The organism is Roseiflexus castenholzii DSM 13941, from assembly GCF_000017805.1.
GTDB lineage: Bacteria > Chloroflexota > Chloroflexia > Chloroflexales > Roseiflexaceae > Roseiflexus > Roseiflexus castenholzii.
Map to the genome: position 1 here is coordinate 711,098 of NC_009767.1, position 17,496 is coordinate 728,593.

16 protein-coding genes are annotated in these 17,496 nt (G+C 59.7%); 3 read left to right on the top strand and 13 right to left on the bottom strand.

What is annotated here, in order from left to right; all coding sequences use genetic code 11:
• Positions 1 to 645: 645 nt before the first annotated feature.
• Entirely contained in the window at positions 646 to 1,959 is a 1,314-nt protein-coding gene (locus RCAS_RS02755; protein ID WP_012119095.1) for a tetratricopeptide repeat protein, read from the bottom strand.
• 1,166 nt (positions 1,960 to 3,125) lie between these two features.
• On the opposite strand from RCAS_RS02755, the gene RCAS_RS23140 reads away from it, so the two are divergent.
• Together RCAS_RS23140 and RCAS_RS02765 are read left to right on the top strand one after the other, a co-directional pair.
• The gene (locus RCAS_RS23140; protein WP_198135989.1) at positions 3,126 to 3,713 is read left to right on the top strand and encodes an efflux RND transporter periplasmic adaptor subunit; all 588 of its coding nucleotides are present in this window, start codon (positions 3,126 to 3,128) and stop codon (positions 3,711 to 3,713) included.
• 461 nt (positions 3,714 to 4,174) lie between these two features.
• Positions 4,175 to 4,381 (top strand): hypothetical protein, encoded by a 207-nt coding sequence (locus RCAS_RS02765; protein ID WP_157042517.1) that lies wholly within the window; start codon positions 4,175 to 4,177, stop codon positions 4,379 to 4,381.
• A 153-nt stretch (positions 4,382 to 4,534) separates the two neighbouring features.
• On the opposite strand, the gene RCAS_RS02770 is transcribed toward RCAS_RS02765, so the two are convergent.
• The 3 genes from RCAS_RS02770 to RCAS_RS24770 all read right to left on the bottom strand — a co-directional run bounded on the left by RCAS_RS02770 (position 4,535) and on the right by RCAS_RS24770 (position 6,263).
• On the bottom strand, positions 4,535 to 4,882 hold the full coding sequence (locus tag RCAS_RS02770; RefSeq protein WP_012119098.1) for a DUF5615 family PIN-like protein: 348 nt from the start codon (positions 4,880 to 4,882) through the stop codon (positions 4,535 to 4,537).
• Complete coding sequence (locus RCAS_RS02775; RefSeq protein WP_012119099.1) at positions 4,883 to 5,128, bottom strand: DUF433 domain-containing protein; 246 nt, start codon at positions 5,126 to 5,128, stop codon at positions 4,883 to 4,885. It lies immediately after the preceding gene.
• An 808-nt stretch (positions 5,129 to 5,936) separates the two neighbouring features.
• Complete coding sequence (locus RCAS_RS24770; RefSeq protein WP_157042518.1) at positions 5,937 to 6,263, bottom strand: hypothetical protein; 327 nt, start codon at positions 6,261 to 6,263, stop codon at positions 5,937 to 5,939.
• Between the two features lie 154 nt (positions 6,264 to 6,417).
• Here RCAS_RS24770 and RCAS_RS24775 point away from each other — a divergent pair, with 154 nt between their 5' ends.
• Positions 6,418 to 6,648 carry a hypothetical protein gene (locus RCAS_RS24775; protein WP_041330150.1) on the top strand — a complete coding sequence of 77 codons (231 nt, stop codon included), beginning with the start codon at positions 6,418 to 6,420 and terminating at the stop codon, positions 6,646 to 6,648.
• 151 nt (positions 6,649 to 6,799) lie between these two features.
• On the opposite strand, the gene RCAS_RS24780 is transcribed toward RCAS_RS24775, so the two are convergent.
• From RCAS_RS24780 to RCAS_RS02825, 9 genes are all read right to left on the bottom strand, one after another.
• On the bottom strand, positions 6,800 to 6,946 hold the full coding sequence (locus tag RCAS_RS24780) for a hypothetical protein (protein ID WP_157042519.1): 147 nt from the start codon (positions 6,944 to 6,946) through the stop codon (positions 6,800 to 6,802).
• A 728-nt stretch (positions 6,947 to 7,674) separates the two neighbouring features.
• Positions 7,675 to 8,895: a phenylacetate--CoA ligase family protein gene (locus RCAS_RS02790; protein WP_012119101.1), complete on the bottom strand. Its 1,221-nt coding sequence runs from the start codon at positions 8,893 to 8,895 to the stop codon at positions 7,675 to 7,677.
• Positions 8,896 to 8,910: 15 nt separating this feature from the next.
• Positions 8,911 to 9,711, bottom strand: coding sequence for an ABC transporter ATP-binding protein (locus RCAS_RS02795; RefSeq protein WP_012119102.1), 801 nt, complete (start codon positions 9,709 to 9,711; stop codon positions 8,911 to 8,913).
• A gap of 225 nt (positions 9,712 to 9,936) precedes the next feature.
• Positions 9,937 to 11,160: an ABC transporter substrate-binding protein gene (locus RCAS_RS02800; RefSeq protein ID WP_041330151.1), complete on the bottom strand. Its 1,224-nt coding sequence runs from the start codon at positions 11,158 to 11,160 to the stop codon at positions 9,937 to 9,939.
• A gap of 20 nt (positions 11,161 to 11,180) precedes the next feature.
• A complete protein-coding gene (locus tag RCAS_RS02805) occupies positions 11,181 to 12,239 on the bottom strand; it encodes a branched-chain amino acid ABC transporter permease (protein WP_012119104.1) in 1,059 nt (352 codons plus the stop codon).
• A 17-nt stretch (positions 12,240 to 12,256) separates the two neighbouring features.
• Positions 12,257 to 13,138 carry a branched-chain amino acid ABC transporter permease gene (locus RCAS_RS02810; RefSeq protein WP_012119105.1) on the bottom strand — a complete coding sequence of 294 codons (882 nt, stop codon included), beginning with the start codon at positions 13,136 to 13,138 and terminating at the stop codon, positions 12,257 to 12,259.
• A gap of 91 nt (positions 13,139 to 13,229) precedes the next feature.
• A complete protein-coding gene (locus tag RCAS_RS02815; RefSeq protein ID WP_041331494.1) occupies positions 13,230 to 15,173 on the bottom strand; it encodes a long-chain fatty acid--CoA ligase in 1,944 nt (647 codons plus the stop codon).
• Positions 15,174 to 15,181: 8 nt separating this feature from the next.
• Positions 15,182 to 15,994 (bottom strand): ABC transporter ATP-binding protein, encoded by an 813-nt coding sequence (locus RCAS_RS02820; RefSeq protein ID WP_012119107.1) that lies wholly within the window; start codon positions 15,992 to 15,994, stop codon positions 15,182 to 15,184.
• A gap of 181 nt (positions 15,995 to 16,175) precedes the next feature.
• The gene (locus tag RCAS_RS02825) at positions 16,176 to 17,417 is read right to left on the bottom strand and encodes a M24 family metallopeptidase (RefSeq protein WP_041330152.1); all 1,242 of its coding nucleotides are present in this window, start codon (positions 17,415 to 17,417) and stop codon (positions 16,176 to 16,178) included.
• Positions 17,418 to 17,496: the final 79 nt, after the last annotated feature.

Sequence of the window (17,496 nt, forward strand, 5' to 3'; positions counted from 1 at the left end):
AAATGCGAGATACATCTCGCGCTACGCCATGGTCGGGACTCTCTCACCTCGCCCCTCTCGCCGCTCGCCCCTCCCCAAATGCGAGATACATCTCGCGCTACGCCTTGGTCGGGACTCTCTCACCTCGCCCCTCTCGCCGCTCGCCCCTCCCCAAATGCGAGATACATCTCGCGCTACGCCATGGTCGGGACCCTCTCACCTCGCCCCTCTCGCCTCTTGCCTCTCCACCAATGCGAGATACATCTCGCGCTACGCCATGGTCGGGACCCTCTTGCCTCACGCCTCTTGCCCCTCGCCTCTCCCCTCTCACCTCACGCCTTGCCACCAATGCGAGATACATCTCGCGCTACGCCATGGTCGGGACCCTCTTGCCTCACGCCTCTTGCCCCTCGCCTCTCCCCTCTCACCTCACGCCTTGCCACCAATGCGAGATACATCTCGCGCTACGCCTTGGTCGAGACCCTCTCGCCTCTCGCCTCTCGCCTCTCCCCAAATGCGAGATAAATCTCGCGCTACGCCTTGGTCGGGACTCTCTCACCTCGCCCCTCTCGCCGCTCGCCCCTCCACAAATGCGAGATAAATCTCGCGCTACGCTATTCCCCTCGCCCCTCGCCTCTCCCCTCTCACCTCTCACCCCTCGCCTCGTTATGGCACTCTCCCGATCACGATGAACCCCTGATCCGGCTTATTGCGGGCAAATAGCATCAGATCGGTCGCGCCCGGCGCCACGTCGAACACCAGGTAGACGCTGGTTGTCAACCCGTTAGCGGGAATGGGTGTTTCGTGCCCGACATCAGCATTAACACCGGGGCGCACGGCTGCGCTCGACACCTCCGGGCGCGCTTGATAGACCCGCCCCTGCGCGTCCTTGAGCACAAAGAAGTCGCGTGGCAGGGGTTGATTTGTGCCCGTATTGTTCGCAACGAACACGAGCACGTGCAGGAATGTGCCTTGCTCAGCAGTAAAATTGCCGACCTTCGGACCGAGCGACAGCGCGTACAACTGGTTCGGATAGGTATAGTTCCAGCCGTCCGCCTGGAGGATCGTTCCAATTGCCGCCGGCGCCGGCTGCGCCTGCTCGGGCGGTGTGACAGGCGCCGGTTCTGGGGTGGGTTGCTCGGTTGGCGGTGCTACGGTCGGTTCCACACCCGGGGTCGTCTCTGGTGTTGCTTCGGAAGGTTGCGGCGTTACCTCAGCAACAGGCGGAACCGCCCCCCCTTCGGGCGTGGCAGCTTCACCTCCCGCGCCCGGTGCCGTTGTGGGCTGCTCAACGACCTGTGTGGGCGGCGTTGGCGCGGGTCCGCCGCCTGGAGGGAAGAAGAGTTGAATGATCAAGAACACGATCAACACCAGCGCAATAACGCCGAGGAGAATCCAGAGGAGCGGGCTTGGACCGCGACGCGCCGGCTCCTCCTCTTCGTCCTCGTCGCGCGCGCGCGCAGGTGATGAACGCGGTGGAGTTGGCGATGAACGCGGCGGAGTTGGCGATGAACGCGGCGGCATCGGCGGCAGTTTCCCGGCGTCTTCCGGCGGCGTGTCAGCGCGCGGCGGCGGCGTGGCGCGCGGCAGCGCATCGTAGTCGTCGAAGGCGCTGTCGAGTTCGGCGGCAAACTTCTCTTCATCGGTCATTGGCGATGCGGGTTTTGCCTGCGCCTCAGATGCAGGCGGCGGCGAAGGCGGCGCTTCGGTTGGGCGTTCGCTCTCGCGCTTTGGCAACGGCGCCCCCATTGCCTGCAACCCCTTGATCGCCATCTCATTGTTCGGATCGAGTGCAATGACACGCTCGAGCGCCGCGCGCCGTTGTTCCGGTCCCTCGGCGACCCCTGCGAGCCATAGCCATGCCTGCACGTTATCAGGCTCCTGGCGGGTAAGCAGACTGAACAGATTGCGCGCTTCCTCACGGTTCCCTTCGCGCGCCGCTTCGATCCCTAGCTGCAAAAGAGTTTCTGGCTCCGCCATGAGCGTTCCTTCCTGCTGAAGCAGCGGGTGTCAGTGCAAGTTGCGGGTGAGTGGAAATGATCGTATCGTTCCCCCTCAATCGGCGTTATTCTACCACACGCATGAATAAAGTCAACACCTTTTTTGAGACATGACGCGCTAAAAAGGGAAAGAGAGCGCTCATGCTCGTGAAAAGTGTAATTGCTTACGTCAGAGTGTTATTTTGTTTGAAATGAGATAGTTAGGGAAAGAGGAGTTGTAAATTACAAGAGGAAAGAAGGGAGCAGGTTGAAGGCAGGGGCGCGCCCGTCAGTATATTGCAGGTCGCGCATTGCACGTGGGATGGCGCACGGGGACGCCCGCGCACCCGGGAGTAGACGGGTTGCGTGTTGCACGTAGGAAGGTGAAGCAAGGCACGAGGCGCAGGGCGCGAGGCGAGAGGAGAGAAGCAAAAGGGGAGAAGACGAGATTCTCAGGTGTCGAGGTTTTTAGAAACGAAGAAGTTGACTCGCAACTCTGCGGGGAGGTGACGGTGCAACGCGAGCAAAAATCGACCCCTGTGAGGGAAGGCGAGAGGGGTGAGCAGAGGGCAGGCTGCAAGCGCGAAGGTGAAAGACGTATCCGACCCTTGAGGTCTCCGCCATGTATCTGCCCTTCATCAGTACACGTGATACCAATGACGATTGAAGATGCCGCATGCGTGTCATTCCGAGCCCTTCGCTTCGCTCAGGGTAAACGCAGCGAGGAATCTGAGCGGGTCGCGCCCGACTCCTCGCGCTGCTCGGGGTGACCATGCCGGATGGTCACAGGTCATTGGTATGACCGTTGGAAGGGATCGCGCTTGCTTTAGAGATGCCGCCCGACCTCAAGATTCCTGGCAGGAAAGGTTGAGGGCACAACGTTCGGAGGGGCGCATCACGTGCTTCTCTGTGCCCTCTGTGACTCTGTGGTCGCAGAGGTGAACGGCACAGGTAGAGACGGGGCGCATCACGTGCTTCTCTGTGCCCTCTGTGACTCTGTGGTCGCAGAGGTGAACGGCACAGGTAGAGACGGGGCGCACCTGGTGGGCGCCCGCAAGAGATTGGTACGGAACGGCGCATGACTCGATGATTCATCCTGCCTTCGCATTTTCTGAAGAATCATTTGCTACAGTCGTGCCAGAGAAATCGATAATAGAAAGGCTGGATATGCAGGCGACATCTTCTGTTCCACATGCAGGCGGCGTTCAGCGGCAGCGGCTGTCTCGACGCCGGATGCTCTGGATTGTGTTGCTGTTGCTGATTCTTGTCGGCATCGGCGGGATCGCATGGCGCGCCACAACGGTTGCTCCCGTCCCGGCGGCAACGGCGCCGGTGTTGCGGGAAACGCTGACGGAAACGGTCAGCGGCAGCGGTTCGGTGCAACCGGCGCGCGCACTCGATGTGGTCTTTGTCGCATCGGGCGAAGTCGCTGAGGTGCTGGTCGAAGTTGGCGATGTCGTGCGCGCCGGGCAGTCGCTGGCGCGCCTGGACACAACGGAACTGGAATTGCAACTGGCGCAGGCGGAGGCAAATCTGAAATCGGCTGAAGCGCGCCTGGCAGCCGCGCGCGGGGAAGGCGCATCGGAACTGGATATTCGCCAGGCGCAACTGTCGCTTCAGGCTGCCGAGATTCAACTGGCGAAGGTCAGCAAGGGCAATGCCACTGCTGCCAACATTCGTAGCGCGCAAGCAAATCTCGAGTCGGCGCGCGCGCCTTGCAGTGCGGTTGGCGGGGTGGCTGCGGCTGATGGCTAGTGGATCCGAGTGTGGCGACGCTGCGGGCGCAGGTGCGCGGCGGGGGGACGGTCGCGCACCTGCGTCAGTGTCTGCCGCGACACGTCCGCTTATACCAATTACGATTGAAGATGCCGCATTCTTGTCATTCCGAGCGGGTTCGCGCAAGACCCCTCGCTCTGCTCGGGGTGACAATGCCGGATGTTTACAGGTAATTGGTATTACTTGTGAGCAGTTTGCGGAAGAGTCGGTGGCAGGAGGCAGACATCCGCCCGTGGCTGGCGGAGCGTCTCTCCCTCGCTCAACCGCTTCGTGAGACGGCATAATGGGACATCGATTGGCAAAGTTCGCGCCTGCGGCCCTCGCCCCGCCCCGTCATCAGCGCTGCTGGAGTCGCCTCGGGCGCAACTTCCTGGAGGTTGCTGATCGGTGAGCCACGTTTGGCGCATGGGGCGCAGATTTGTTCGCACTCATCAACATGTGTGGTTCACGTTTGGCGTCGCTTCCGCGACAGGACGATCAATCGCGCCATGCTCCAGGTGGCGATGGGTCCGGTCCGGGCAACGTTCCACACGCTCCTGGTGCAGAGAACGCGGCGCTGGAGTGCGTCCGACGGGATGGATCAAGCGCTGCTCGACCACGAAGACACGCGCTCTGGGCGTTTGCCCGCGAGGAGCGGATCGATCTAACGAAGCATGCGGCTAAACAGGCGCTGCGCCGGGCGTGTGCTGCGGCGCAGGCACGCGCCTGAAGCGCGGCGGGCAATCTCTTCATCAGGCGAGCCAGACGCATCGAGAAGAAGATCTTTCGGTGGAGAACACTGGTCACGTGGGCTCTTACGCTCATTGAGCAAAACGCACCTGTCTTTCCGTAACCACAACGAATCGGTCTGCCAATTGTTCAGCGTAGCCTCCAAGCAAACGCTGAAGGACGGCAATTTTACTCGCCGCTCGTTCATCTTCAAGGCGCAAAAGCACAACACCTCTATGCAGACGTTTCTCCCGGTATACTTCCTCGCCGAAGTCTTTGTCATTCGTGATCAAAATCCAATTCTCACTGTACGCTTTCGCAATCACATCATCGTCGTCCATGCCGCGGGCCTCATCGTACACCGAGAAAACGTCGTGCTGCTGTTCGTGTAACCAGCGCACTACTGCTGGACCCGTGCATTCATCAACAAGAAAGCGCATTCAAGCAGATTCCCCTAACGGCATAAACGACGTGCTCGCCAAGGCTTTCGTAGCAAACAGCAGACACGCTTGAATGTCTTCATGAGTCAGCCCGTTGTATTCTTCCAAAATTTCGGAAATAGTTGCGCCATGAGCCAGCAAATTAAGGATATATTCTACTGTCAGTCGCGTTCCCCTAATAACAGGTTTCCCTGCCATCACCTTGGGATTGAGCGTAATACGTTCAAGAAGTTGTTGTTCTTTCATCGCTTTATTTCATTATCGTGAGCGCATGATCAAAAGTTATGCTCGGCGCTTGATCGGAAACTATGCTCTCGGATAGAGACGATTATGGAACATCGTCGCCGAACTGAGAGAGGTGAACGCCTCACTCGATTCTGGATCGCAATGACATTCACGAACCGTCGGTCTATTGCGGCTGGTCCAGGCAATCGAGCATTCCACCACTTTATGTCTCAGATCTGATGGCTTCGAAGTTTTCCGCCAGCCAGCGTAACTTCTTCAGATCTTGTTGTGCGACCGGCTCATCCAAACGCGCCAGATCGGCTTCTGCGCCAACCGTAGACGCAGCCCTGGAACATCGTTTCACCAGGTCAATCTCAGCCGTGCAGTCAGACAGATTCCGGCCGCTATCCTGATTAGGTTGCGTGTGTAGTTAAACTTTCCATACACGGAAATATTCCGTCTACTCCCCCTCGAGAAACGATGACGGAATGCCGACGATGATCCTGCGTCATCTGCGCTCCTGCCGATTGTATCCTGCCGTGATCCTGCTGTCAATGATGTCGTCTGCTCTGCGCGCTCTCAAACGGTGTGGCACGTGGTGAGAGGTGAGTGGGAAGAGTCCAATGTCGAGCCAGCCTTGTTGCCGTGAATCGGACAGGATGCGGATTGGTCAACCGCCGCCCACAATCAACCGGTGAGTCTTTAGCAGCGATTCCGCGATAATGCTGGTCATTTCATCTCTGCGCTCGCCGATTCTATCTGAGCAAGGCATTGATTCTCCGGCTGACGATTGAGGGTGAGAACCGTATCAAGATCGAAGCGGGCGTCTTCACTGAACCTGAGCCAGCGCAGGTTGCGTTGTTTGACGAACGGCACGAAATTGACAGTGAGCGGCGGAGGAAGGACGACGCGATGATCGAAGCGTCGCCTGGCTCGACCGCATTTCGCCACCTGCCGGTCGGCTGGACGCAAAAGCTGGGATGCGCTCCAGGTTCTTTGCCTGCGCCTGCTGGACACGCGCGCTGCGCGACCACTGTGCCATGGTGCTGCACCGTCCGCCGGGTTCACCGATCAGACGGCGCCGGTGCTGACACTCATCACGCAGTTCGGCGGCGGCAAGACGCACACCCTGACCATGCTCTATCACTTCTGTCACTGAAGCGAAGGCGCGCGATTATCTGCGCGTGTGCTTTGAGGGGTGCTGCCCGTTTCACCCGGCGACCCTCTCGGTCTTCCAGCGCGCATGGCAGGCGCTCCCGCAGACCAGCAGACGCGCGGTACGCAGGCGATGCTGGCGCAGTGGATTGCTTATGCGTACCGCGATGGCTTCCAGAGCGCCCGGCGCAAATCGCTCATTCCGTCTGACCGGCGCATTCCCCCGAAGTGTGGAACCGCCTGGGGCGCGGCTGATTGCCAGTCTGCGCACCGGTGAATCCGTGCAGATCAGCGCAGGCATCCGCGCCGTCTTTTCGGCGAGCGCCGCCGACAGCGTTATCGCCACGCTGCGTCAGACCCTCGACAAATTGGGGACGGCAGGATGATCACGGTTGATTGAGAGACGCAAGTGCGGGAATCAGCATTTCACTTTATAAGCGGTGGGGTGTACCAGATAAGCGCGGGGGGCGCCATCGGCAGCGATCAGGTTCAGTTGGTGCATCTGCCGCTGGTGATCCGGTAAGAGGCAATTATGACTCACCAGGCAACCTGAAGCGGGCGCTGCATCTGCCATTTCTGCGCCGCTTCAGGCTGCCGCGCCACTTCACACCGGTTACGACCGCTGCACAAGCGCGGATCGATGACGTTGCGCAAGCCATCCCCCAGCCGCACGACGATAGACACGACACCTCAACGATACCGTCCCTGTTGCATCAATGGTCCACATCACATCGCCGACGATTGTCCGCGCGCCGCTGCCGTGCGGGCGGTATCACCGGCGGGTTGCGCGTCTACAAGGCTACTATTTTCCCACCGTACTTCGTCTGACAGGCAGCGATGCAATCAGCGCCGCGCGGAAGGCATCGTAGCCTGCACCATCTTTATGATTCTCTCATTTCCTTTTCTTGAAACTCTCGGCGTGACCAGGCGATTGGCGCTGACACGCGGGCATGACGACCCGTGCAGATGGCAGGAATACGCCGGAGCATGCGGCGATAATGGCGTGTCACGCCGCAGTTCATCGACAAAGTACAGCGTTTGCATGCCAGGGAGGTGTGATGATGGATGTTTAGCGCACAACGCCTATCGCGTCTGAGCGTGCTGGAACTGCCCGCCGTGCGTGGTTCTTGCTCATTGCATTCATAAGTTGGGGATCTCGTTGCATTCCTTGCGAGGACAACTCGTTCGAGTCAACCGCATGCAGCAGTGAGACGCGCCTCTTACCCGTCTATCTCGCTCCACTCCGCCCCCAGCAGTTCACGCACATTGCCGATAAAGGGGATCGCGCCGTAGCGCCCGAGGATATCGTCTTTCTCGAATGAGGCGTCGTTGCGCACGATCTTGCCGTCGATGCGATATTCCAGGGGCGAGGAGAGGTCAGATGTGCGGCGCGACGTTCTCCGCCCTCACCCTCACTCCCACCGGCGCTCATCGACGAACGGTTTTGCGCCTTCGGGCAGGGAAAGCACAATCTCGACGCGGCAGTGGATCTTGAGCGCGTCGTACAACGCCTGTTCGGCAGACTGCCGCAGCGACGTTGCATCAGCATCCGCCGTTGGCACAATCCGACAGATCATGTCGTCGCGGTGATGCTCACGGACGACGACCGCCTGATACGCAGCAACTCCCTGAAGCGTGCGAATGGCTTCTTCGACGTGCCGGGGATGGACGAAGAGACCGCGCACCTTCACGCTGTCGCCGCTGCGACCAAGCCATCCGACCAGGCGCGGCGTCGAGATGATCGTCGGCGTCCCCGGTTCCATCAGCGCCGACAGATCGCCGACGGCGAAGCGCACCAGAATATAATCGCGGCGAAACAGTGTCACGACGACATCGCCAGTCTGACCAGGGGGCAGTGGTGCTCCGGTGTTCAGATCACAAATCTGAACCAGCGCATCATCCGGCAGATGCCATCCCTGTCGTTCTGGACCGTTGTACCCCAGGTTGCCGGTTTCGGCGGCGCCGTAGCCGTCGTAGACCAGAATGCCGTACTGTTCCTCGAAGAGCGCCCGCAGCGAAGGGGGCAGCGGCTCAGCCGCGACGAAGGCTTTGTTGAGGGTCCAGGAACGTGGATCGTGCCCCTGTTCCGTGGCGCGCTCCAGCAACGCTTTCAAGTAACTGGGCAATCCGGCGTATGCCGTGACGCCAAGGTGCGCCATTGCGTCGATTTGCTGCGCCTGATTGCCGATCCCGGCAGGAATGACGGTGCAGCCGATTGCCCGCGCGCCTTCTTCGAACATGACCCCGGCAGGAGTCAGATGATACCCAAAACAGTTCAGCACGATGTCGCCAGGAGCGAACCCGGCAGCGCGAAAGGCTGGCGCCCAGCGCCACGAATCCGGCTCGTCCGGCTCCGGGTCGTAGATCGGTCCCGGTGACTGAAAGATCCGCCGCAGGGCGGAAAGCGGCACGGTGAGCATGCCGCCCAACCCCGGACCCTGGCGATGAATCTCTACCAGCTGCTCTTTCCGCAGAATCGGCAGCCTGGCGAGGTCCGCCGTCGTCTGAATGTCGTCCGGCGTCAGACCGGCAGCCTCCATGCGGCGTCGAAACGCCGGAGAGCGGTCGTAGCCGTAGGCGACTATGTCGCGCACCCGTTGGTCGAATCCCGCGTAAAACGCACCGATATCCATAGATTGTCCCCGGCGCTAAGAAAGCCAGCGTTTTCGGCGCTTATACGTCTTGACTTCACGGTAACTCTTGCGCCGACCGACTTCGTTGAGACCCAGGTAGAACTCGCGCACATCCGGGTTGTCTTTCAGGTCGGCGGGCGATCCTTCGAGCACAATCCGACCGTTTTCCATGATATAGGCGTAGCCTGCGACCTCAAGCGCGAGTCGCGCATTCTGTTCCACCAGCAGGATTGTCGTCTGGCGTTCTCTGTTGATCTGTCTGATGATCCGAAAAATCTCTTCGACAAGGAGCGGCGCCAGTCCTAACGATGGTTCATCAAGCAGAATCAACTGAGGATGCGCCATCAGCGCCCGACCGATGGCGAGCATCTGCTGCTCGCCGCCGCTGAGAAAGCCCGCAACCTGTTTCCGTCGTTCCTTCAGGCGGGGAAAATATGTGTAGACCAGCTCCAGGTCCTGATCGAAGCCGCGCAGGCTGCGGGTGTATGCCCCGGCGCGCAGGTTCTCTTCGACTGTCAGGTGCTCGAAAACGCGCCGCCCTTCCAGCACCTGGAAGATGCCCATCCGCACAATCTCGGCGGCATCCTTTTTGTGGATTGGTTGACCGAGGAAACGTATCTCGCCATCGGTCACCGCGCCATTTTCCGGCTTGAGCAGACCGGAAATCGCCTTGAGTGTCGTGCTCTTACCGGCGCCGTTCGAGCCAAGGAGCGCGACGATGCTCCTTTCCGGCACGTTGAGCGATAACCCTTTGAGGACGAGGACGACATCGTTGTAGATGACCTCGACATTGTTGAGGGAAAGCATTGGCTGCATGGGAACACGATCTCCTCAGGCGTCGGGCAGGCGAAGGCATTGCCGTCGCCTGCCCGGCCACACGTCATGCTGCGGGCTTGTGGATCGCCTCTTGAGCGTCCAGGGTGGGGGCGCTCTGATACTCAACGCGCATGCTGCACGAGAGGATTTTGCCAGAAAATGCTATCCTTGCGAAACAAAGTATCGCCCCTGCGCCAGCGTCGCCTCCAGGCGCATCCCCCGCAGCTACTTTGCGCTAATGAAGTCGGTGATCGCCACCCACTTGCCGTTTTCGACGCGGAACATCCGCAGCGCCTTTACGCCTGCGTGGTCGGTTGTACTGAAGACCACCGGCGGCGTAACCCCACCGGTCTCAATCGGTCCCATCGTCTCGAGAGTGTTTTTGATATTCTCGCCGGTCAACTCTTTCCCGTCCTTCAGCGTTCGCTCGATCCCGGTCACCAGGATGGACATCGCCGTCCAGCCCTGAACGAAGGTGCTATCGGCGCCACCGTAGTCGATCCCTTTCTCCTTTGCAAATTCGAGCGCCACTTTTGCGCCTTCACCTTCGGGACTGAACGGAATGGCGCCCACCACGCCTTCGGCATCGGCGCCCGCCAGTTTGATCAACAGTTCGTTGGCGCACCAGTTCAGGCAGACGAACTGCACATCAAGCCCCAGGCTTTTGGCATTCTTGATGGCCAGCGCCGCAGGGCTTGAGACATTCTGGAGAAAGACATAGTTGGCGCCATAATCGCGGATCTGCGTCAACTGCGGCGTCAGGTCGGTGGCGCCGCGCGGCGAAGGAACCTCCAGCGGCGTCTCGATGCCGTTGGCAGTGGCGAAGGCAGTCCCATCAGCAAGCGGTGAACGTCCGAAAGGACTGTCGTTGATGAGGTACGCGAATTTGGGCGTGCCGCTCTTCCCCTTCGCCTTCCAGTCGTCCAGCGCCCACTTCATAGCAATGATCAGTTGATCCGAGTAGGTTGGAGCGACCAGAAAGTTGTAAGGCGTTTCAGCCGGATTTGCCAGCGCTGCCGAGTATGATGCCGAAATGAAGGGGATTTTGTCTGCGGTAATCTTGCCCTTGAGCGCTTCGGTGTCGCCGGTGCCCCAACCGGAGAAGACGATCACGCCGTCCTGGGTGACGAATTGCGTATAGAGTTCCTCGGCGCGCGGCACTTCATAGGCGTAATCCTGGCTGATCAGTTGCAACTGGCGCCCCGCCACGCCGCCATTGGCGTTCTTCCAGTCAACGAAGGCAATCTGTCCTTTGGAGTAGGGTGTTCCGACATCCGCCGTCGCTCCGGTGAGATCGAAGATGGCGCCGATCTTGATCGGCGGACCGCCGGTTGTCGCTCCGCCGCCTGCCGCAGGCGGTTGCTGCGGCTGACCCCCACATGCCGCCAGCAGCATTGCCAGCGCCAGCATCAGTGCCGGCAGATTGAACCGTCGTCGTTCGTTGCGCATTCCGTCCTCCTTGTCATCACCTAATAACTGAACGGCCATAACCGGAAGTAATCCTTGACGTTGCGCCACATTTTGACAATCCCTTCTGGTTCGAAGATCAGAAAGAGCACGATAGCCAGTCCGAATGCGCCTTGCTGAATATACGGCAGATAGGTGTTGATATCCGGCACAACACCGCTGATCGCGCGCGCCAGGTTCGAGAGCAGCGCCGGCAGCAGCGTCATGAACGCCGCACCGTAGATCGACCCCGAAACGCTCCCCAGACCGCCGATAATAATCATTGCCAGGTAAAGGATGCTCGTGTCAATCGTGAAGCGTTCCCACGAAATAATGCTGCGGTAGTGCGCCGTCAGCGCGCCCGCCAGCCCCGCGAAGAACGACGATGTGGCAAACGCCAGCAACTTATAACGAAAGAGATCAACGCCGATGACCTGTGCAGCAATATCCTGGTCACGAATTGCCACGAATGCGCGTCCGGTTCGGCTACGGAAGAGGTTACTCACAAACACGACGGTAAGGATGAGAAATCCGACCGTCACCCAGTAGAACGCAAAATCGTTGTTGCCCAGCGCCGATAGCGGGAAGCCAAAGAGATTGTTCGCCGCCTGCGGCAAGGTCAGCGACTCGCCGATGCCGAGCAGTTTGCCGTGCGTCAGCAGCCAGATAATAATCTCCTGCGCCGCCAGCGTGGCAATCGCCAGGTAGAGACCCTTGAGCCGCACCGACGGCAACCCGAAGAACGCGCCCACCAGCGCCGTAAAGCCACTGGCGACCGGAATGGTAACCCACATCGGCGCATCGAGTCGCGCCGCGAGCAGACCGGCGGTATAGGCGCCGACCGCCAGGAAGCCGCCGTGACCGATGCTGATCTGACCGGTATAACCCACCAGAATGTTCAAGCCAATTGCGCCGATAGCAGCGATCGCAATCGTATTCGCCAGGTTCAGCCAATAGCGGTCTGCGAACCATGGAAAGGTCAGGACGGCGATAAGCACCAGCGCAATTCGCAATCGCTGAACCCAATATGGGCGCAACGCCATATCACCGGCATACGACGTGTGGAACGTCCCGCTCTGCATAGAGGCGCCCCCATTTCTTACACGCGCTCGATGATCCGCTGACCGTAGAGACCGTATGGGCGTATCAGGAGGATGAAAAGCAGAATGATGAAAGGCGCAACCTCACCCATGCCGAGTTCAGGCGGCAGATATCCGCCGGCGAACGATTGGAGCAACCCGATGATCAGCCCACCGACAATCGCGCCCGGAATGCTGTCGAGACCACCAAGGATCACTACCGGAAAGACCAGCAATCCGACGCGAGCGATCTGCCCGGAGACGCCGCCGAAGATGCTCATCAACAGAATGCCGCCAACCGAGGCGGTCACAGCGGCAATAGCCCAGGCGACCGCCCACACCTTCTTGACGCTGATGCCCATGCTCAACGCCGCCTGTTGATCGTCCGCAACGGCGCGCATGGCGATACCTTCGCGGCTGTAGCGAAAGAAGAGGGTCAGCAGGGCAAAGAGGGTCAACGCCAGCGCAAACGCCCACAGGCGATCCACGCTGACGCTGGCGCCGAACAACGCGATCGTATCGCGGGGAAGGAACTGTGGCGCCGTTCGTGGCGTCACTCCCCATATCGCGCCGATGATCGCGCGCAGCAACGACGATAGCCCGATAGTAACCATAATAACCGAGATGACCGGCTCGCCAATGAGCGGGCGCAGCACCATCTGCTCGATCAGCACGCCAACGAGCGCGGCCAGCGCCACGGCGACGATCACGCCAAGAGGCCACCACAAGCCGATCATCTCTACGGTGGTGTACGTCAGGTACGCGCCGATCAGCAGCAACTCGCCCTGCGCAAAGTTGATTACGTCGCTGCTCTTGTAGATCAGCACAAATCCGAGCGCCACCAGCGCGAAAATGGCGCCGTTGGCGACCCCGCTCAGCGTCAGTTGCACGAATTTTTCCATACGCTGCCCCGAGATAGTTCACCAATTTCCATCAGCAGGACGCACCGGGCAAAACGCGCGGGAATACCGCCAACGCCGCTCGTCGTCAATCTTACCGTGCCAGCGCGCGTTCCAGCCGACTGTCAGACGCGGCGAACTCTGATTCCTCCAGGTCCTCGATGTGCAACCGCGTCTTGATCAGCGCCGTGCGTCCGTCCTGATAGGTGATCGTCGTTTCGACCTCCATCTCGTGCCGATCACCATACAGCGCCTCCACAATATCGTGGTAGCGCTCTGCCACCAGACGGCGCCGGACCTTGCGCGTGCGGGTCAGTTCGCCATCATCGGCGTCGAGTTCCTTATGGAGCAACAGGAAGCGCCTGATGCGCGCGGCTGCGGGCAGATCGGCATTCGCGCGCTCGACATCTCTGCGGATCAGGGCGTACACCTGCGGCTTCTGGGCAAGATCGGTGTAGGTGGTGTAGGAGAGTTGGGCATTTTCTGCCCATTTGCCAACATTGGCGAAGTCGATGTTGATGATGGCGGTGACGAAGGGCCAGTTGCCGCCGAAAACCACCGCTTCTTTGATGTAAGGGCTGAATTTCAGTTTGTTCTCGATGAACTGCGGCGAGAAAATCGTGCCATCCCGCAGCGTCATCACATCTTTGGCGCGATCAATGACGACCAGATGCCCGTCTTCGTCGAAGTAACCCGCATCGCCGCTGTGCAACCAGCCATCCTTGAGCGTTTCGGCGGTCGCTTCAGGATTTTTGTAGTACCCGATGAACACCGATGGGCTTTTGACCAGAATCTCGCCGTTTGCGGCAATGTGCACCTCGGTGTTGGGCAGCGGTGTGCCGACCGTCTGAAACTTGATCTGTCCGTCCCGGTGGATCACGCTCAGACCGGCGCTTTCGGTCTGACCGTAAACCTGTTTGAGGTTGACCCCGATGGCGTGGTAGAAGCGAAACACATCGGGACCAAGCGCCGCACCGCCCGTGTAGGCGCGTTTGAGGAAACGCAACCCCAGATGATCCTTCAATTCCTCAAAGACAAGGAGGCGCGCCAGGGTGTACTTCAGCCGCAGAAACAGACCGGGCGCAACGCCGTTGAAGCGCGCGTCCGCCATCGCGTACCCCTGCCGCACCGCCCATTCGTAGGCTGCCCGTTTAAGCCGTGTGCTGTCCTGAATCTTCACCTGCACCTGCGAGAGCATATTCTCCCAAATTCGCGGCGGCGAGAACATAACCCGAGGACCGATTTCGCGGATGTTCTCCTGCACCGTGTCGGTCGACTCAGGGAAATTGATGGTCAGTCCGCATTGCAGCCCGGCAGCCACGGTGATCATCTGCTCACCGACCCATGCGAGCGGCAGAAAACTCACAAACTCATCATCGGGTCCCAGCGGATCGACCGCCAGCAGTCCAGCGCCCTGGCTGATCAGGTTGCGGTGGGTCAGCATTGCCAGTTTGGGCTTGCCGGTCGTGCCGGAAGTGGTCGAAAGAATGGCGACGTCATCCGGGCGTCCCTGCGCCAGTTCCGCCTCGAACAAACCAGGATGTTCGCGGTCATACACGCGCCCCAGTTCCTCGATGTCAGGGAAGCTCGCAAGATACGGCGCCTGATACCTGCGCAGTCCTTTCGGCTCGTAATAGATGACCTTGAGGACGCCGTGCAGTTGGGACCAGATTTCGATCATCTTATCGACTTGCTCCTGATCCTCGACCACAATCACCCGCGCATCGGCGGCTTCAACCAGGTAGCGCACCTCTTCGGCGACCGAGTCCTGGTACACCCCAATCGACGCGCCGCCGATCGCCTGCGTGGCAAGTTCGGCATACAGCCATTCAGGACGATTGTCGCCAATGATCGCAACCTTATCGCCCCGTTGCACCCCCAGAGCGCGCAATCCCAGAGCGAAGGCGCGCACATGATCGGCGAACTGCCGCCAGGTAACGGTTTGCCAGATGCCGAAATCTTTCTCGCGGAGCGCGACCCGGTCGCCGAAGCGCTGTGCATTGTGCATCAACAATTGTGGGAGCGTTATGTCGTCCATTCGCATTGTTACCATTCCTGACGAACTGCGTGCTCACGACCAAGATACGCATCAATAACCTTCGGATCGGATCGCACCTCATCGGGCGAACCATTGGCGAGCAAGAGACCGAACTCCAGAACAGCAACACAGTCGCTGATGTCCATTACCACTCCCATATCGTGCTCGATCAACACGATGGTGGCGCCCCATTCTTCATTGACATCGAGAATGAAGCGCGCCATGTCCTCCTTTTCTTCGCTGTTCATACCGGCCATTGGCTCATCGAGCAGCAGCAAGCGCGGCGACATCGCCAGCGCACGACCGAGTTCCACCCGCTTTTGCAAACCATACGGCAGCGCTCCGACGACCTTTTTCCGAATGGACTGAATTTCGAGCAGATCAATTACCTGCTCCACGATCTCGCGGTGCGCAATCTCCTCGCGTTGCGCCCGCCCCCAGTAGACGCCGCCGCTCAAGACGCCGCTGCGCATATGGATGTGACGCCCAAGCATCAGGTTGTCGAGCACGGTCATATGGCGGAACAATTCAATGTTTTGAAAGGAGCGCGCGATACCGAGACGGGCAATGTGATGCGGCGCCATGCCCACAATATTGCGCCCTTCAAAGCGGATCGCTCCGTGTTGTGGTCGATACAGTCCGCTGATACAGTTGAGGAGGCTCGTCTTGCCTGCGCCGTTAGGTCCGATGATCGCCTGAATGGTCCCGGAGTAGACGTTGAAATGCACGTTCGAGAGGGCGCGCACGCCGCCAAAATCAAGACTGACGCCGTCGATTTCTAACAGCGGCGTTGGCGGCGCTGCACCATTGCTGTTCAGCATTCCAATTGCTCCTGACGCTTATGTCGGGGCGTCCGTCCAACCTGTCCGTGCCGACGGAGTATGCCTTGAATGCGGAGTGGTGATGCAGGCTCGGACTTGACAGGCAAGACCGGTTGTATGCTGGTGATCCGAGAACCAGGGAAACATGTTTTTTACATTATAGCAAGATTTGCCGTTTTATTCAATCCCTTTCATAAGGGCGGATCACCAGTTCCTTCGGGAATGGCGTCAGGCTCTCGAAGTGACCATCCGGCGCGCAGTAGTATGTGTCCTCGATCCGGACGCCGAAGCCGCGGCTCGGGTAATAAAGCCCCGGCTCGACAGTGAACACTGCGCCGGGTTCGATGGTATCGCCGCGATCCACGAGCGACGAAAAACTCAGGTCTTCATGGACTTCCAGCCCCAGCCCGTGACCAAGCGAGTGGATGTATCCTTCCTCAATCGGGTAGGTGCGGCGAATGGTGTCGTGACCGCGCGCCTCGAAGTAATCGCACACCATATCCTGATACTTCCTGGTTGGCGCACCCGCCTCGAATGCGGCGGTCACCATCTCGAACGCGCCGAGCACGTCATTATACGCCTGTTGCAGTTCCGGCGGCGCATATCCGATGGCAAAGGTGCGCGTCATGTCGTGAAAATATCCTCCGCCTGCCTCGCGGGGGAAGATGTCGATCACGATCGCCTGCCCCGGACGCAGCGGCATCGCGTCATCGCCGCGCGCATGCGGCAGACCAGCGTCGCGTCCCTGGGAGATGATCATCCCGGCCGGCGTTTCCAATCCCTGCGCCGCGATTTCTCGCAGCATCACCCGCCGCACATCGCCGATTGTGAGTGGCGCGCCGTCGACGCCACGCACGCTCCCGCCATCGATCCAACCTGTGCAAATGAAATCAACCGCCACTTGGAGGACGGCGCACGTCTTGCGCCCGACGGCGCGCATGCGCTCGACCTCGTCGGCGTCTTTGGTCAGGCGCGCCATTGAAATGACATCGCGGTCGAGTTCGGCAACGATCTCCAGCCCATCGATCTGTTGCGCCAGGCGCGCCATCAGCGCAAAGAACGGTCCGGCTTTGACTGTGCCGTAGATGCCGACGCGCCCGCGCACGCCAAGGTCGGTGAAGATACGGCGGCGATGTTCTACCCGTGCTTCCAGGCGGTCGGGAAACTCCTGGAGTATCTCACGCAGATTCCAGCGATTGAGCGATACAAGTGCGAGTCCTGTCTGTTCGGCTTCATTCTGCTCCCACGGACTGTGGAGCAGCATCGTGGGTTCGCCGCGCTTTTTGATGATCAGTCCGGGAATGTGCCGCCCTCCTACAAAGTAGTTGTAGTCGGGATTAGCGCTTTCCAGTCCGTCAGGTCCTTCGACAACGATGGCGTCCAGGTTCCGTTCCGCCATCAACCGGTCAAGATCGTGTTTCAAGATGTCCTCCTGTGTCAGGGGTGAAGAGAGTGAAGAACTGAGAACCGAGAACCGGGAACGGCTGCGCGTCCCATCGGCA

What these genes read in the sequence shown, in the direction of transcription:
- RCAS_RS02755 (WP_012119095.1), bottom strand. Translation starts at nt 1,959, where the DNA reads ATGGCGGAGCCAGAAACTCTTTTGCAGCTAGGGATCGAAGCGGCGCGC.
- RCAS_RS23140 (WP_198135989.1), top strand. Translation starts at nt 3,126, where the DNA reads ATGCAGGCGACATCTTCTGTTCCACATGCAGGCGGCGTTCAGCGGCAG.
- RCAS_RS02770 (WP_012119098.1), bottom strand. Translation starts at nt 4,882, where the DNA reads ATGCGCTTTCTTGTTGATGAATGCACGGGTCCAGCAGTAGTGCGCTGG.
- RCAS_RS02775 (WP_012119099.1), bottom strand. Translation starts at nt 5,128, where the DNA reads ATGAAAGAACAACAACTTCTTGAACGTATTACGCTCAATCCCAAGGTG.
- RCAS_RS24775 (WP_041330150.1), top strand. Translation starts at nt 6,418, where the DNA reads ATGCGTACCGCGATGGCTTCCAGAGCGCCCGGCGCAAATCGCTCATTC.
- RCAS_RS02790 (WP_012119101.1), bottom strand. Translation starts at nt 8,895, where the DNA reads ATGGATATCGGTGCGTTTTACGCGGGATTCGACCAACGGGTGCGCGAC.
- RCAS_RS02795 (WP_012119102.1), bottom strand. Translation starts at nt 9,711, where the DNA reads ATGCAGCCAATGCTTTCCCTCAACAATGTCGAGGTCATCTACAACGAT.
- RCAS_RS02800 (WP_041330151.1), bottom strand. Translation starts at nt 11,160, where the DNA reads ATGCGCAACGAACGACGACGGTTCAATCTGCCGGCACTGATGCTGGCG.
- RCAS_RS02805 (WP_012119104.1), bottom strand. Translation starts at nt 12,239, where the DNA reads ATGCAGAGCGGGACGTTCCACACGTCGTATGCCGGTGATATGGCGTTG.
- RCAS_RS02810 (WP_012119105.1), bottom strand. Translation starts at nt 13,138, where the DNA reads ATGGAAAAATTCGTGCAACTGACGCTGAGCGGGGTCGCCAACGGCGCC.
- RCAS_RS02815 (WP_041331494.1), bottom strand. Translation starts at nt 15,173, where the DNA reads ATGGACGACATAACGCTCCCACAATTGTTGATGCACAATGCACAGCGC.
- RCAS_RS02820 (WP_012119107.1), bottom strand. Translation starts at nt 15,994, where the DNA reads ATGCTGAACAGCAATGGTGCAGCGCCGCCAACGCCGCTGTTAGAAATC.